The 16,166-nt window shown below is 45.4% G+C and carries 19 protein-coding genes; 17 read left to right on the plus strand and 2 right to left on the minus strand.

All coding sequences use genetic code 11. The annotated features are described in order from the left end of the window. Positions 1–206 precede the first annotated feature (206 nt). From QL223_RS09660 to QL223_RS09725, 14 genes are all read left to right on the plus strand, one after another. Positions 207–1,043, plus strand: coding sequence for a hypothetical protein (locus tag QL223_RS09660; RefSeq protein ID WP_002541372.1), 837 nt, complete (start codon positions 207–209; stop codon positions 1,041–1,043). A 104-nt stretch (positions 1,044–1,147) separates the two neighbouring features. Then, entirely contained in the window at positions 1,148–1,888 is a 741-nt protein-coding gene (locus tag QL223_RS09665; protein ID WP_281544601.1) for a sugar phosphate isomerase/epimerase, read from the plus strand. Between the two features lie 154 nt (positions 1,889–2,042). Beyond that, the gene (locus tag QL223_RS09670; protein WP_039850437.1) at positions 2,043–2,645 is read left to right on the plus strand and encodes a histidine phosphatase family protein; all 603 of its coding nucleotides are present in this window, start codon (positions 2,043–2,045) and stop codon (positions 2,643–2,645) included. Between the two features lie 127 nt (positions 2,646–2,772). Next, the gene (locus tag QL223_RS09675; protein WP_039850439.1) at positions 2,773–3,201 is read left to right on the plus strand and encodes a VOC family protein; all 429 of its coding nucleotides are present in this window, start codon (positions 2,773–2,775) and stop codon (positions 3,199–3,201) included. Between the two features lie 140 nt (positions 3,202–3,341). Further along, positions 3,342–4,034, plus strand: coding sequence for a sulfite exporter TauE/SafE family protein (locus QL223_RS09680; protein ID WP_275041003.1), 693 nt, complete (start codon positions 3,342–3,344; stop codon positions 4,032–4,034). A gap of 221 nt (positions 4,035–4,255) precedes the next feature. Beyond that, on the plus strand, positions 4,256–4,660 hold the full coding sequence (locus QL223_RS09685) for a hypothetical protein (RefSeq protein WP_002541377.1): 405 nt from the start codon (positions 4,256–4,258) through the stop codon (positions 4,658–4,660). A gap of 50 nt (positions 4,661–4,710) precedes the next feature. After that, the gene (locus QL223_RS09690) at positions 4,711–5,127 is read left to right on the plus strand and encodes a GNAT family N-acetyltransferase (protein ID WP_039850441.1); all 417 of its coding nucleotides are present in this window, start codon (positions 4,711–4,713) and stop codon (positions 5,125–5,127) included. A 158-nt stretch (positions 5,128–5,285) separates the two neighbouring features. Next, the gene (locus QL223_RS09695; protein WP_002541379.1) at positions 5,286–5,639 is read left to right on the plus strand and encodes a hypothetical protein; all 354 of its coding nucleotides are present in this window, start codon (positions 5,286–5,288) and stop codon (positions 5,637–5,639) included. A 53-nt stretch (positions 5,640–5,692) separates the two neighbouring features. Continuing rightward, positions 5,693–6,292, plus strand: coding sequence for a class I SAM-dependent methyltransferase (locus QL223_RS09700; protein ID WP_002541380.1), 600 nt, complete (start codon positions 5,693–5,695; stop codon positions 6,290–6,292). Positions 6,293–6,376: 84 nt separating this feature from the next. After that, the gene (rsgA, locus tag QL223_RS09705; RefSeq protein ID WP_002541382.1) at positions 6,377–7,444 is read left to right on the plus strand and encodes a ribosome small subunit-dependent GTPase A; all 1,068 of its coding nucleotides are present in this window, start codon (positions 6,377–6,379) and stop codon (positions 7,442–7,444) included. 85 nt (positions 7,445–7,529) lie between these two features. Beyond that, a complete protein-coding gene (locus QL223_RS09710; protein WP_281544602.1) occupies positions 7,530–7,982 on the plus strand; it encodes a GNAT family N-acetyltransferase in 453 nt (150 codons plus the stop codon). 191 nt (positions 7,983–8,173) lie between these two features. Continuing rightward, on the plus strand, positions 8,174–8,476 hold the full coding sequence (locus QL223_RS09715; RefSeq protein ID WP_197076310.1) for a hypothetical protein: 303 nt from the start codon (positions 8,174–8,176) through the stop codon (positions 8,474–8,476). Positions 8,477–8,523: 47 nt separating this feature from the next. Then, positions 8,524–8,817: a TfoX/Sxy family DNA transformation protein gene (locus QL223_RS09720; RefSeq protein WP_002541387.1), complete on the plus strand. Its 294-nt coding sequence runs from the start codon at positions 8,524–8,526 to the stop codon at positions 8,815–8,817. 288 nt (positions 8,818–9,105) lie between these two features. Beyond that, positions 9,106–11,127 carry an alkyl sulfatase dimerization domain-containing protein gene (locus tag QL223_RS09725; protein ID WP_281544603.1) on the plus strand — a complete coding sequence of 674 codons (2,022 nt, stop codon included), beginning with the start codon at positions 9,106–9,108 and terminating at the stop codon, positions 11,125–11,127. Between the two features lie 66 nt (positions 11,128–11,193). On the opposite strand, the gene QL223_RS09730 is transcribed toward QL223_RS09725, so the two are convergent. Beyond that, a complete protein-coding gene (locus tag QL223_RS09730; protein WP_281544604.1) occupies positions 11,194–12,132 on the minus strand; it encodes a 2OG-Fe(II) oxygenase in 939 nt (312 codons plus the stop codon). A gap of 261 nt (positions 12,133–12,393) precedes the next feature. Further along, positions 12,394–13,422 (minus strand): dihydroorotase, encoded by a 1,029-nt coding sequence (gene pyrC, locus QL223_RS09735; protein WP_281544605.1) that lies wholly within the window; start codon positions 13,420–13,422, stop codon positions 12,394–12,396. Between the two features lie 719 nt (positions 13,423–14,141). Here pyrC and QL223_RS09740 point away from each other — a divergent pair. From QL223_RS09740 to QL223_RS09750, 3 genes are all read left to right on the plus strand, one after another. Next, positions 14,142–14,684 carry an adenylate kinase gene (locus QL223_RS09740; RefSeq protein ID WP_281544606.1) on the plus strand — a complete coding sequence of 181 codons (543 nt, stop codon included), beginning with the start codon at positions 14,142–14,144 and terminating at the stop codon, positions 14,682–14,684. 285 nt (positions 14,685–14,969) lie between these two features. Beyond that, positions 14,970–15,494, plus strand: a complete 525-nt coding sequence (locus tag QL223_RS09745; protein WP_281544607.1) for a DinB family protein — start codon at positions 14,970–14,972, stop codon at positions 15,492–15,494. Positions 15,495–15,521: 27 nt separating this feature from the next. Beyond that, positions 15,522–16,136, plus strand: a complete 615-nt coding sequence (locus tag QL223_RS09750) for a LysE family translocator (RefSeq protein WP_281544608.1) — start codon at positions 15,522–15,524, stop codon at positions 16,134–16,136. Positions 16,137–16,166: the final 30 nt, after the last annotated feature.

Consider the following 16,166-nt stretch of genomic DNA (forward strand, 5'->3'; position numbering starts at 1 on the left):
CTTCTCCTTTTTGGGTTTCGTCGCCTTCCAGCTTAGCTAGACGGTTAAGCTGGAGGAGAAGGCTCAATGAATATCAAGGCTATAAACAGGGACGCTTTGTCAATGCGGTAGCTTTTCAACGTGTTGTGAATACAAAGGATTAAAGCAGTTTTGGGCGGTTTGGTAAGCGCCCGTTATTGCGACGTTATATTTAGATGGAGAAAGTGGTGGAAACAACAAGTGCATTTTTGAAGGTGATATCATCTTTAACATCGGTGAAAACATCAATAAAATTTGTGATTATGGGTGTCCTTTGGATGTCATTTCCTGAGTTAACTCGATTGTTGGAAAAGATGGGGTTAACTTTGCCATTGGAAAATAGTGTTTCAACTTCGATAGTTGTTTTTGGCCTAGGTTCTATTCTCGGGGAAACTTTTTACTTTATTGCAAAAATAATGAAGAAGTATTCGTTTGATATAGTTAAAGAAAAAATTGAAAATGCACATAAGGAAAAAATAGAACAAGAAAAAAAGGAAAAATTTCTTAGTAACTTTACTGAAGTTTTCCAACACTTTGAGCCAAGATCCGTTTTTATGTTGCAGGAACTATCAAAAGGTCAGCAATCTTTTTCTCACGATCCAGAAGGAATTGCTATTTTGAATGGTCTCTTAGATTCAGGATATATTAGAAAGAGTATTGATGTTAACGAATATGAATCTGTATACAGGCTTAATCCTTACCTCAAGGGATTTTTAGAACAACACCTCCAAGATGAACTGGCGTCTAGCCAAAATGCTTTAGATGAATGCTCGTCATCGACTAAAAATATGTTGTTTGAAGTGTTTAAAAATCCTCCATCTGAATTGTCATCAGAAGACTATGACTCTTTGAAAAACTATTGTAAGCACCATTCAAGTATATTTAACTGCCACGAAATTCACGAAGATGGCGATTGGGAAAAGCCGGTTGTTTGCTATCGATTCTATGTTCTTACTCGCTATAGAAGTTTTGTGAAGACAAAGTTCTTACTAGCTAATTTTGATATTGAAGTGCAAGCAACATAAATATAACAATCTGTTTAAGAGTGATTCTGGACCTCCCCCGATTTAGTGGACACGCAAAACCCACACTCGCCATTTATAACAGACAGCTAGCAACTGGAGGGTAGATGAACATTGGCGCTCAGTTATTCGGCATTCCCGAAAAAGTCTTGAAAAGTGACTTGGCACACGTTCTTAAGTTTATAAGTGAAACTGGTTATGATGGCGTTGAATTACCTTTCCTTCTAGAAGCCGAGAGAGAGCTTAATCAGTTTGGGTTAGATTGCGTTGGGGTGCATGTTGCGCCAGAACAACTGGTAAAACATGATGAGCTAATAAGCTATTTAAGCCGGCATGAATGCCGAAACCTGTATGTTTCTGGTCCGTTAGGATGGCACGATAGAAGTCTGGGCAATTTCAAGGCTACATGTGGTTTATTAAATCGTGTGGCCGAACTGTATGCCAAAGAAGGTATTAAAGTTCAATATCACAATCATGACTTTGAATTTTTAATAAACCGTGGCGAAACATCTACTCCTTTTTTAATACTTGAAAATGAGCTTCATTTTGAACATATAGATCTTTGTATTGATGTTGGTTGGCTTCATTTAGCTAACGTAAATATTAATGACTTTCTTCATGAACACAGAGACAAAGTATCACACCTACATTTAAGAGACTTTGCCAATGCAGAGTCTGTTGCTCTAGGCCAGGGAAGTGTTCCGTTGCCCGAAGTATATGAACAACTTAGTGAACTTAATCGGCTTAAGTGGGTAGTCGTCGAGTTTGAGCCAACCTCGAATTTCAAAACGCTCTTTAAACAAAGTTGGCAGAATTTAAACCTTCTACGCGAAAAAATTGCACAATAGACTCTTCAGGCGGATTCGTAACGCTCGGCAATTTTAGCGTCAAATTGGGATTACGTGTTTAAGATGATCAATTTTGGTTCGGTGAGGCGTCACTCGCCACTTGATCGGTTGCTCGCCTCTAGTTATCCGGCGCTGTAAGTAAGGAATACTTTACGTGACAGAGATTCATATTTTTAGACATGGTGAAACTGAATGGAACATTGAAGGCCGCATGCAGGGCTTCAAAGATTCGCCGCTTACGGAACTTGGAAAGGCTCAAGCTGTAGCTGCCCGAAAAAAGATAGAGCACCTAAACTTTGATGCTGTCTTTTGCTCAACAAGTTCGAGGGCTTCTGACACAGCAAAGATCTTAGTCAATGACGTAGATATCCCAATCTATGAGACCGATGAGCTAAGAGAGATCAATATGGGCTCTTGGGAAGGCATGAAACATAGTGATGTTAAAGAACAATTTGCAACGGACTATTATGATTTCTGGAATCGACCTGGTTGCTTTCGAATGACAGGTGCAGAGTCTTTTCATGACTTAAAAGCTCGGTCTACCGCCTGTATTAAGAGAATTTCGCAAGAGCATAAAGGTAAAAAGATACTGGTCGTGTCACACGCGGCATTGATTAAAACATTGCTTACGAGTTTACAGTCGAAGCCCTTGGATGAGATATGGGAAGGGCCATTCGCTACCAACTTATCGCATAGCATAGTTATGGGGGGTGTTGGTTCGGAGTTAGTCGTTAAGCGGTTCTGTGACGAAATTTAGTTATTCGAGCAAACACGAAATTAGCTTGAACAAAGTACTGTGCATCGGTAAATGCCTTGCTGCGCTCCCGGTTTCTTGGCGGGCGCAGCGTCATCACTTATAAACTCATCACCTATACAGAAATCAAATGAAAGAATATTGGAACCCGATGGTACCGGAGCTATCAGTATCGGACTTTGCTAAATCCCTACATTTCTATTGCGAAATCCTCGGCTTCAAAGTTAGAAGCCAAAGGAAAAATCCTGACTTTGTCTACCTTGAACTTGAACTGGTTCAAATCATGTTGGAGCAAATCCATGACAAAGCGTGGGTGACCGGTGAACTTAGTGCTCCACTAGGCAGGGGAGTGAACTTCCAAATTGAGCTCTCAGATATTTCCCCAGTTTATGAACGTATTCAGGCTGCAAACATCAAGCTCTTTAGAGAGCAAAAAGAGACATGGTACGAGGTGGACGAGTCTTTGTCGGGGCAAAGAGAATTTTTGGTGCAGGATCCTGATGGTTACCTGTTAAGGTTTTCGCAGTACTTAGGGGAAAAAGAAATACAAAACACGTAATGAGGTATCCTGATTTTCCGTAATGTCTTCATGACGTTGTTTGGGATCCAAGCCATCATGTCTTAGACATATCGCCTTATAATCCCCTGTTATGCTGACGTCATAGCGCAGGAGGCTCAAGTATCGAAATCCTATTAGGAATACTCGCTTTAGCGACTTCAATGGTTGCTGCGGTCGTGGGCTTCGGCGGTGGTATGCTGCTGATTTCCATTCTTCCCTCATTCTTGGCACCCAGCCTTATTATCCCAATACATGGGCTTGTGCAGTTGGCGAGCAACTCTTCCAGAATGCTGTTTTCACTCAGCAAGGTTAGGTGGGATTTGCTACCGGGTTTCGTCATCGGTTCTGTTCTTGGCGCGGTCGTGATTGGCTATGGCTTGTCGCATATCTCCATGGAATATGTGCCTTTGGCTATTGGGCTTTATATCTTGCTCAACCTTTGGAGTAAGCACTTTTCATCTGCAATCAGTAAATATGAGAGTTTTTATCTTATCGGGTTTCTCCAGACCGGTTTAGGGCTTGTCGTTGGTGCTACGGGGCCGCTTGGACTCAGTGTCCTAACCAAAAAATTAGCCTGCAAAGATGAAATCATTGCGACAAGCTCGCTGTTTATGACCATCAGCCATTTAGCAAAGATACCCGTGTATCTTGTTATCACCACATCACTACTTTCCGAACTTTCTGTGATTGGTTTTATGGTTGCGGGTGCGGTGATTGGCTCTTATTTGGGTACAAAGCTCCGCCTCAAGGCAAAGAACGAGCTTGTGGTAAAAGTGATTAAGGTTCTACTGTCGCTGCTGGCGGTGCGGATGATTGTCGGTGTGGCCTTATAAAGGGCGATCCCTGTCGAATGCCAAATCGATACTACCAGCACCTAACCCAATGAAATTCATTGCTCAATAATGTGTCGGAGAACACGCATCTTTCCCTATCCGCACGTTGACTAGATTTGTTATGGTAAACGCCAGTTAGCGGGTGGAAATAGAACCAGAACGACACTTAATTTAATTGCCACTGCGCATCGGATTCTGAGAATGAGTTAAGGAGAACTAAGATGAACATTATCGCTGTTTTTCAGGGTAAAGCGGCTTCATTGCTGGCTGAGAGCGAACAAAGTGCAAGTGAAAAACTCATTGAGCTCGCGACGTTTTTCTACAAAATTGATAACCGCGTAGCGTTGGCCGAGCAAAAATACATGGATGAGCTTCTGCAAACCATTGAGTGGAAATCGACTGTCAGTGTGGAATCATTCCAACGTAACTGCATTGGTAAGATTAACAGCGTGCTCGATGGTTCAGATGAGGAAGCTTCTGCCTACCTGTCGCAACTGATGCAAGAGCTCTCTGAGTTGGGCGCAGCAGAAAAAGCGAAAACGTTGGCGAAAGAAATTTCTGATGCCGATGGCGAAATCGCTGACGATGAAGTGCGGTATCTCGACCTCATTAAAAGCTTCAAGTAATCCCAATAACCCGCTGCCGAAATCAGCGGGTTTTTTGTCAGGTTGAAACCATGATTCGAGCTGCTTCGGAATCGGATGCTGATGGTATTCGCGAGGTATCAAAACACTTAGGCTACGCTGAGCTTTCTCCCGAACAATCTTTCCTCAACCTTCTGGCAATTCTCTCTTCGCCTAATGATCATATTTATGTTGCCGAATGCGATGGCTCCATTGTTGGGTGGTTGCATCTTTTCTATGCTCAAAGGTTGGCATCGGAGGGCTTCCATGAAATTGGCGGTTTGGTGGTATCGTCACTGTATCGCGGACAAGGTATAGGTCGTGCGCTTGTCGAATATGCTTTGGATAAAAATGACGGTGAAATCCGTGTCCGCTGCAATGCGCAGAGAAGTGAGTCCCATGGGTTCTACGAAGCGATTGGGTTTCGTTGCAGCAAAGCTCAACACGTCTTTCATATCCGAGCACAATAAAGCGTTGTGAATTGTCTCGCGTGTCTTTTGCGGGACCATAGCATTTTAAACCTCATAAGGGCGCAATATCTGTCAGGTAGGAAGCGCTAACATCAATTAAATTTGCGTGTTTATAGTTTCACCTTTAGATAGGCAAACGCATCAATCGCGGAGGACACATGCCCCTTAAAGAACTCATTGAATGGCAATGGAAAGGCTATTCAACATTTCATCAATCGAAGAAAAACCTTCTTATCCATATCATCTTTGTTCCCTGCTTTATCGCTGGGTTTGCGTCTTTTGTGTTTTCACTACTTAGTCTTGATTTGATAGCTGTGCTGATGTCAGTGTTCTTGATGGCAGTTTCATTCGGTTTGCAGGGGTTAGGACACAGCAAAGAGGCAAACCCGGCAGAGCCATTTACAAGCTTTAAAAATGCGATGTCGAGAATCTTGCTTGAGCAACTTTATACCTTTCCTAAATTTGTGGTGACGGGCAGTTGGTACAGGGCGTTTGTCGCATCAAAGCATTAAGCGCTAAAAGGATAGGCGCTTAAGAGAAGCCCAATGCATAACGAGAGATAAACATGAACCCTGAACAGATAGGAAAAGCCTACGATCAAATCACTCATCTCTGGACAGATGAGGGCTTCAACATGACCAATGGTATTGCCCAGCATAAGAAAGCGATGAGCTTTGCAAAGCATCGGGGCAATGCGTTGGATATTGGTTGTGGCTGCACAGGCCGGTTTATGGATCTGCTGGTGAGCGAAGGGTTTACGCCTTCTGGTTTGGATGTTTCTAGTGAGATGCTCAAGATTGCGAGAGAGAAACATCCGGAGATTCACTTCATTCAAGGTGATATCTGTGAATACGTAACCTCCGAGAAGTATGACTTTATCACCGCGTGGGACAGCATTTGGCATATTCCTTTGTCTGAACAAAAGCAGGTTATGACCAAGATCGTCGAGCGTCTCAATGAGGGTGGGGTATTCATTTTTTCGTTCGGTGGTACAGAAGAGCCAGGAGCCCACAAAGATGATTTTATGGGGCCTGAAGTCTACTACTCATCACTTGGCACCAATGGTTTCTTAAATCTGTTCATAGAACTCGGTTGTATTATCAGACACTTGGAGTATGACCAATACCCAGAGTTACACACCTATTTGATCGTGCAAAAAACGTAGCCACCTCTTACATCTGGTCATGGAAATACAAAGCGTATTCGTTGAATATAGTGCGGTTAGGTACAATAAAAACTGAGAAATAGAATGACGAATAAGCTGGAAAGCATCGGATTTAGCCATTGGTTCGAGAGCCGGATTGACGAGAGCAAAGCAGCCAACCATGGTATTGCTCGTGTCGTCTCCGTGCATAAAAACAGCTACACAGTGACAAAAGGCGGGGAGGAGGTCTTTTCTGAACTGTCGGGAAACCTGCTTTACGGTGCAGAGTCCTCAAACGATTTGCCGACCACGGGCGATTGGGTCTATGCAGATTTTTACGACGAGGATTCACACGCCATTATTTATGGCGTCTTTCCACGAAAAACACTCCTGAAACGAAAAGCTCCGGGAAAACAAATCGACGTTCAGCTTATCGCTGCAAACATTGACACTGCTTTTATTGTCCAGTCATTGAATGAAAACTTCAATTTGCGAAGGTTGGAGCGATATTTGGTGATGGTGAATGAGAGCAATATTGAGCCTGTGGTTCTGCTCAGTAAAAGTGACCTTCTATCAACAGAAGAGATTGAGGACATTAAGTCGCAGGTGCTGAGTATTGCTCCTCATGCAACGGTGATTGAATTTAGTAGTCTTAATCAGGAAAACATGGATTCGATTCTTGAGCTGTTGAAGTTCGGACGCACTTATTGCTTGTTGGGCTCATCAGGGGTTGGGAAGACAACACTGCTCAACAAACTCTTAGGCAGTGAAGAGTTCGAAACCCAAGAGGTGAGCAAAATACAAAGCAAAGGCCGCCACACCACAACCAGTCGTCAGTTAGTCCAGTTAGAGAGTGGCGCGTTGATCATTGATACCCCCGGGATGCGCGAGCTCGGCAGCATGTCGCTGGATGAGGGATTAGATGAAACCTTTTCAGAAATCTTAGCGCTATCGCTTAACTGTAAATTCAAAAACTGCTCGCATACGAATGAAAAAGGCTGTGCCATTCTGAAAGCCATCGAAACGGGTGAGTTATCTGAACAGCGGTATAAGAACTACCTCAAGATGAAAAGAGAATCCGAATTTAATCAAATGTCTTACTCTGAAAAGAGAACGAAAGACAAGAACTTCGGAAAAATGATTAAGTCGGTCTTAAAAAACAAGAACAGATAGAGCAAGGGACATCGCGTCCCTTTACTTTATGGGTTGAACCTTTGACCGACCGCTGCTCACCCTCGATATCAATATGACCAGATCTATGAAATTCAAAAGCCAATCTTTGACACCTAACCATAAAGATTTCACTTCGCTTATCGACGAACTCAATGTTTCGCTGGGCAATGTCACGGGTGATTCCGGCGAAAGCTCGTTCGTTGCCGATGATTTCGATTTGAGCTGTGATGGTTGTATCGTGGTGTACTTCGGTAACGAGGCTGTCGCATGTGGTGTGTTTCGATTTCATTCAGACCAAACCTGCGAGCTAAAGCGCATGTATTCAAACTGTTCAGGTGCTGGTGTTTTTCTACTGCGAGGGCTCGAAAAGCTTGCTGCAAACAAAGGTTATCAGTATGCAGTTCTTTCCACGCGCAGGGTGAATCAAAAGGCTGTAGAGTTTTATCGACGTAACGGCTTCGAAGAAATCGAGTCTTATGGTAAGTATGTGGGTTTGGAGAGATCGATCTGTATGGGAAAGCCATTGGCCAGTGAATGAGTCTTGCACATGACTTTGGTAGCAGTCATTTCAGCTCATAACAATAATGTCTTTTTGTTCAAAGTCGCTTGATTTATGGCTACAAAAAGCCTTTTAATCACCTAGTCTGATTGTTCATCACTCAAAAAGAGACGACGAATATGTCGATAACCTTGTTAACAGACGATGAGATTTTGGCCATAGCCATACCCATGATTGATGCGGTTGTGAAGGCATCCAACGATAAGGATTGGGATGCTTTTTGTGTTTATCAAACGAAAGAAGAAGCCGAAGATCCGGAAAACAAAGCAGGCGTTATCAAGGCATGGGAGGAATTTGACTTCTTCTCTTCCTTAACGCTGGAGCGTCAAATTCTCGGTGTCCTCCGAAACGATGATGTTGCACAGATTGTTTGGAAGCAAACAAGCACCAAGGTGGAAGGCGAGTATCTTGCACGTTATTTCATCACAGAAATTGATAAAGAAATCAAAGAAGTGGGCTTCGTGATTAACTAAAGGCTTTTTCTGTGTAGTCTGTTTATGTGTCGAATGGAAAAGGAGAAATGGCCTTGCTGGATGCTTATGAAACGCAGCCGAAACGACTCAGAGAGCTAAATGGTTTTGGACCACGCAGCGAAGAAATCTTGGCGGAAGTTGGCATTCATTCTGTTCAAGACTTTATGGCGATCGACCCTTATGCGCTGTACGCCAAGATTAAACCAATGAAAGGAATGGGTCTGAACTCCATCTATTCCATTATTGGCGCACGGGAAAATATCTCCTGGATTGAAATTAAAAATACCCGCAAAGAAGAAATTCTCATGGTGCTGGATGACATGGGGCTTGCACCCAAATAGTCATTCTCATCAATATCTTGAATGTAAGGTCACGAGCCTTTTCGTCGCCAGTTACTAACTTCCTTTCCTCATCTTTGGGCTCGCAGGCCAGTTCCAGAGTGCCTTGATGGATAAAACCGAATGACCGACCTCGGGTAAACCTCTCATCCCTTCAGCACGATAGCGTTTCCTATTTGCCCTATATATAACAAAATGTGATGTTTTGAATCTATTTTCATGCATGTATTGCTATGGGTTTGCACGTTAGATTAAGCCCATACCCAAAATGAAAACCCCAAGAGGTTCAACATGAAAACTCAATTCGTCCCTTCAGTACTGTCTCTCGCGATCGTTGCGTCTTTCGGCGCTTTTGCCAATGACTATGCATCTATCGATACCTATGAAGGCAAGCCTGCCTCGAAATACACCATTAACGCAAATGCCGCTGTAGCGAAAACATTACCTTGGGAAGACACTACGGCGTTCGAGCGCACAACACGTGGTTTGATTGCTGAATTCGGCACGCATGAAGCGGGCGAGTTGAAAAACCGTTTCGAATACATGACTGACATGTCTGTTGATGATCTGCCGCCAACCGTTAACCCATCTATCTGGCGTCAAGGCATGCTGAACTATGCAGCAGGCGGCTTGTATGAAGTCACTGACGGCGTATACCAAATTCGCGGTGCTGACCTGTCAAACATGACAGTCTATCGCTCTGAGAACGGCTATGTGATTCACGACCCTCTGCTTTCACGCGAAGCGGCAGCAGCTTCTTGGGAGTTTGCGAAACAGCACCTACCGGCAATTAATGGTGAACACAAAATCACCGGCATGATCTATTCACACATGCATGCCGACCATTTTGGCGGCTCTCGTGGTGTCTTTGAATCTGGCGATTTCGCGGCAGACGCCGAAATTTACGCGCCGAATGACTTCATTAAAGAGCTGGCAGACGAGAACGTGATTGCCGGTACTGCGATGGGACGTCGTGCGAACTATCAATACGGCACCACCTTGGACACCAACACCAAAGGCATCGTCGATAACGCGCTTGGTTTGGGGACATCACGCGGCGAAGTGACGCTGGTGGCACCCACACAGGAAATTCAAGAGCGTGAGGCTGTTATCAACATTGATGGTTTAGACTTCCATGCCATCAACATGCCTGGCGCGGAAGCACCTGCTGAGATCGTGCTTTATGTGCCTAAGTATCGCTCGCTGAACACAGCAGAGCTGACTTATGACGGCATGCACAATATCTACACTTTCCGTGGTGCAAAAGTTCGTGACTCGCTGGTTTGGACTAAGTACCTCACTGAGCTGAAGATGCGTTTTGTCGACAGTGGCTTGGTCGACAATATCCATGCGGCTCACTCAGCGCCAGTGTGGAATGATACTAACACTGAAGCGAATGAAATCTCAGACTACATGACGCTTCAGCGCGACAACTATGGCTTTATCCATAACCAAGCGATGCGACTGGCAAACCATGGTGTGACCATTCATGACGTAGGCCGTGAAATCGAGAAGATTGTTCCTCAATCTCAGATTGATACCTGGCACACGAATGGCTATCACGGTTCATACAGCCATAACGCTCGAGCGGTTGTGAATCTCTATCTCGGATATCACGACATGAACCCAGTCAACACCAACCCACTGCAGACCACAGAGAAGTCGTGCGTATACGTTGAAGCTGCGGGAGCGGACGCCTTCTACAAGGCGGGTATGAAGCACTTTAATGCGGGTGAATACCAGGAAGCTTCTCAGCTGTTCAATGATTTGGTTCAGTGTGAGCCAAGCAACATCAAATACCGTTTTGCGTTAGCAGACAGCTTTGAGCAGCAAGGTTATCAGTCTGAAACCATGGCATGGCGTAACAGTTATCTGCAAGGTGCCGTTGAGCTGCGTACTGGTGACATTCAGCCTTCAATCAAACTGGCGTCACCAGATGTGATTGCGAATACGCCAACGGGTATGTTCCTCGACTTCATCGCGGTAAGTTTGAATGCTCCGAAAGCAGAAGCAGCAGGCTTAGACTTTAACTTCGGTGTGTACCACCCAGATTTGGGCGAGCGTTACTATGGTGAAGTGTCTAATGCAAACATGGCTAACATCCAAGTTGATGAGCTGCCAAAAGTAGATTTTGAACTCATCATTCACAAAACCGACTTCACCAAAGTGGTATTGGGTGAAACCAGCTTGGAAGACCTGATTAAATCTGGTCAGGCAGGTGTCAAAGGTGATGCAGAGTTGCTTACGAAACTGGCTGGTACGCTGGATAGCTTCGATGGCATGTTTGAAATCTTGCCAATGCCTAAGAAGTAGCACTGTAAGATACTGAAAAATAAAAAGCCCAGCTTTATGCTGGGCTTTCTGTATCTAACATTTCCATTAAAACGGTGCGTAACTATCCGGGATTGACTCTGGCACTGTCCAGCGCACTTTCGCATCAATTTCTTGGGTCAAACCACGAATAGGGATCTGCCTGCGATCGCCATATAGCCACAACACGATGTTGGTGCGTGAGCCGCTGGTGATGGGTTGTGCAGCATGCGGCACACTGCCACGGTGAATCATTGCAATACCCGGTTCAAAGCTGAGTCGGCGCACCATACCTGTGGCTGGGTCGTAGTAATCAATCTCTGAGCCAGTGAACGCTTCACCCGGCAGGTTGAGATTGATGTTCATTGTCGCCGCGGAAGCATCGGTATGTAGCCGCAGTGACGTATCGACACCAGGTTGATACTGAATCGAAAATCCGAAGGTTTGCGAATCATAGCCCATGACTTCTGGAAACAGCAGTCGAGCGACAGGGCGCATGTATCTATCCATCAAGATTTGATAGAACGCCTGAAACTCCGGTGCGGCCAGATAGCCTTCGGAGCGTTTATCCAACATAGCTCCGTGTCTGTTTAGCGCGATGCCATAAGGAGGACGCAAAGGAATTTCCGCGTTAGCGACGTTTTCCAAATAACCACGGAGCTCTGCCAAACGTTCTGGGTCGAAAATTTGGCATTGGAATACACCCGGAGCCACTTGTTCCCACAGCTCTTTCACATCCAACTCTGTTTTTGGGTTTTCCCATGCTTTGTTCACCGCGTCTCGGAGGTTTGCACTCAGTAAAGAATCATCCAACTTGAATGCATTGCCCTGCTCAGTGAGCTGCCACTCTCTCCACGCGCTGCTGAGCAATTCTCGGTTGTTATCCCAAAACTGTTGAACAACAGGTGCTCGCATTAACATTTCTTGTCTTGAAGGCAGCGTGAGATTACGTGCTTGATCCAAAGCGTTGACTGCTGCTTGGTCATTGATGATGGCTGCATGACTCATCTTTCATTCTCCCATTCTTATTGTTCGTTTTGCCTGAGTAGTGGCGATGGGAAAACGTTATTGCATACTTCATTATTGATAAATGAGCTAAAAGTAAAGACAGTTTCAATAATTTCTAAATAATCAGGGGTGGTTAAGCTTTTCGGGTTTGGAGCAGGCAGGCTGGATTATCGTTGAAGTGGGTTTCATCAAAAGGTAATAAAAAGCCCGGCAAGTCGCCAGGCTTCTTTTGTTCGCTGAGATGTTCTTAGCTGTTTCGAATTACTTTACTTTCCAGCTAACGGTTTCGCCAGCGCGGATTGGCACGACAATGTCAGAACCAAATGGCATGGTATCTGGCACTGGCCACTCTTCTTTGGTCAGCGTTACGGTATCTGTGTTACGTGGCACACCATAGAAGTCTGGGCCGTTTTGACTTGCGAAAGCTTCAAGGTTCTCCAGTTTACCTTCTTGTTCGAACACTTCAGCGTAGAGCTCCAGTGCTGCGTGTGCGGTGTAAGAACCTGCACATCCACATGCGGATTCTTTCGCGCCTTTCGCGTGTGGCGCTGAATCTGTTCCCAGGAAGAACTTCTTGCTGCCGTTGGTCGCTGCTTCAACAAGTGCTTTCTGGTGCGTGTTGCGCTTCAGAATTGGCAGGCAGTAGAAGTGAGGTTTGATACCGCCAACCAGCATGTGGTTACGGTTATACATCAGGTGGTGAGCGGTGATGGTTGCTGCAACGTTCTCGTTCGCGTTTTTCACGAAGTTTGCCGCATCCGCTGTGGTGATGTGCTCAAGGACGATTTTCAGGTTAGGGAAATCGTTAACGATGGGCGCCAGAACGGTATCAAGGAATTCTTTCTCGCGATCGAAGATGTCCACCTCGTGGTGAGTCACTTCACCATGAACCAACAGTAGCATGCCGACTTCCTGCATGGCTTCAAGAACGTGGTAGATGTTTTTCGCATTGGTCACGCCTGAATCCGAGTTGGTGGTTGCACCGGCAGGGTAAAGCTTCGCAGCAACAACAGCGCCAGAGGCTTTCGCTTTGCGGATTTCGTCTGGTGTGGTGTTGTCAGTCAGGTAGAGCGCCATCAGTGGCTCGAATTGCTCAGAAGGCTTTTGCGCCATGATGCGTTCGCGGTAAGCAAGCGCCATTTCAGTGTTGGTCACAGGAGGAACGGTGTTTGGCATGATGAGCGCGCGACCGTTGTAACGGCTGATGTCGCGGACGGTATCTGTCAGCACTTCGCCATCGCGAAGGTGAACATGCCAGTCGTCAGGGCGAGTAATTGTAAGTGTGGTCATTAAGGCGTCCCTCCATAGCTAAAATATCGGATTGGCGCCTGTCGGCAAGGAATGTGAAATAAAAAGCAAACGCTTGCGCTCAGGCGGCAGGATGATAGTGGAAAAGGGCTTTTATTTCATCTTCTTTCTCGAGTTTTACTGTTTCCATGTGTTTTTATGAGAGTCGGAAAAGCCAGATAAACTGACAAATAGGGATGTTTACTGCCGCTAACCGAGTGTTAGCTATTAATACAGGATATTGTTGTAATCCTCTGTATTTACAGGGTTAATGGTTGACTTCCTTATTGGCATTGACAACTATAGGTGTATGAAAACGAATTCAATGCTCAAACTCATCCGAATTATCATCATTCCAAATGGGTCTGTTGGCCTTTGATGGTTGAATTTTGTTCTAGCGAAAAGCGTTTTAGGCGCGGCGAGGTGTATGCAGCCTAGTCATTCTAAGCAAGTACACCTCAACAAAGCATAAAACGCTTTTAGCAGAACCCTTCGGGCAGCGTTTGTGGGAACTTTCTGCTGCGTTATCGGCTTCTCATGTAGGCTAGCTACACATCGAAGCCTCTGCCTTGCATAAAATCCCCACAAACTGCTGCAAAAAACCATCATCAAAGGTCAACAGACCCTTAATGGTGGGGATGCTGTCGCGCGTTATATTTGCAGAACCCACCCAAGAGGTGGGTTTTCTTTTATCTGCTTCTTGGTTTTATCTTGGAGGCGACATGAAGAAAATAGCGGTATTTGGAAAACCGGGAAGCGGTAAATCCACCCTAAGCAAAAAACTGGCGTCTGAGACCGGGATTGATCTCTATCAGTTGGACTCCATGCTTTATCAGAAAAATGGCGAGCAAGTGAGTCACGATAGTTTTGAAGCACGGCATGATGAGATACTGGCCTCGGAGAGCTGGATACTGGATGGTATGGGATTGCTCGGTTCGTTTAACAAACGTTTGGAAGCGGCAGATACGCTGGTGTATGTCGAACTGCCTTATCTGACCAGCTATTGGTTGGTCACCAAGCGACTGCTGAAAGGTTTGCTCATTAAACCGGAAGGATGGCCTGATGGAAGTTCGGTGCTCAAAGGCAGTTTGCAAAGTTACAAGTTTCTCAAACTGTCGCCGAAGTTCTGGAATGACAATTTCCTGAAAAGGCTCGAATTCATGTCCGAGAACAAAAACGTGTATGTCATCCGCTCGGTAAAGGAACTGAATGAATTCGTGCGCGCTAATGTGGAGCTTGAGAAGCGAACGCTTGGAAAGAAATAGGTATACCCAAACGACCTGAAGATGCTCGCATTCAGAGGTCATCAATGCGTTCAATTCGAGGCAAATTTTGCGAGGAATAGTGGTTCTATTTCCGTGGAATTTAACGAAGAAGTGGGCGCATTGAGGGCCTCCCTTCGGGCGAGTTGACTGACGCCGTGCTCTTTGTTGTTCCTTTTTGATGGAGATGACTACACCTGCAAAGGAACGCCGCAATCACAACGCCAGTCAATCTCGCTGAATCTGGCATCTTCAGGTTGTTTGGGTATATAAGGAAATAGGGTCGATATGAAAATCCAGTTTGAGCTAATGGCAAAGTACAACCGGTGGATGAATGAGCAATTGCTGGGTCATATGGAAAATCTCAGTGACGAAGACTTGTATGAAGACAGAAAGGCTTTCTTTGGCTCTGCTTTTCATACCATGAGTCATATTCTGACTGGGGATTTGTTGTGGCTGAATCGCTTTACCCTCGTTCCTAGCGAGGTGATGCTTGAACAGTTGCTAAGCCGTTACCCATCACCCCCAAGTAACACAGTGTATCTAGTGGAAGACTTGGCCTCTTTGAAAGCACTGAGAACGTCGCTTGATGATGATATTTCCCGCTGGGTAGCGTCTATTCCGGAGTCGGAATTCAATAACAGTTTGACCTACCGAAATACGGCAGGGGCAGAGTATTCTGAAAATCTCGCCTCTGTGCTTTTGCATTTTTTTAATCATCAAACCCATCATCGCGGCCAGTTGACAACCTTGTTGAGTCAATCTGGCGACAACGACTATTTCACCGATCTTATTGCGGTTATCAGGCAATAAAACTGTGTAGTTAAGGAGAAAGGAATCATGACCATTGCTTCTGGTATCGCACTGTTTTTCGCTATGGCACTGTCCGCGCTTATTCCAGGCCCGAGCGTGTTTGCGACGATTTCACGTTCGATGGGGAGTGGAATGAAGCAGGGTATGTTGCTCGCGTTAGGGATCCTGATTGCGGATTACATTTTCATCTTCCTTGCGCTTTCAGGGCTTTCCGCACTATCGAAAGTGCTGGGTGAAGTGTCTTTCGTCATCAAGTATGCCGGCATTGCTTATTTGTTTTGGCTCGCCTACGTCAGTTGGACGGCAGAAGTCCCTGAGGACGGAGAATCTGTTCCTTCGCAATCATCGAGGTTTTCGAGCTTGCTGACGGGAGTTGTGGTCGGTCTCTCTAACCCCAAAGCAATCTTGTTTTACATGGGCTTCTTCCCCGCGTTTGTGGACGTCACTCAAATCAGTGGGCTGCATGTGGGTGTCATTCTTCTGATTTCTACCGTAGGTGTGGGCGGTGTGTTGGGGATGTATGCTTATTCCGCAGCTAAAGCAGGCAAGATGCTGAAAAGTAAGCGTGAAAAGCAAATTCTGAACAAGGTGTCCGGCGGCTTTATGGCGTCGTGTGGCGCGTTTTTGTTCGCCAAGTCTTGATAGAACGAGCAGTAATGTAGCTAGGGAGAA

The organism is Grimontia sp. SpTr1, from assembly GCF_947387585.1.
GTDB lineage: Bacteria > Pseudomonadota > Gammaproteobacteria > Enterobacterales > Vibrionaceae > Enterovibrio > Enterovibrio indicus.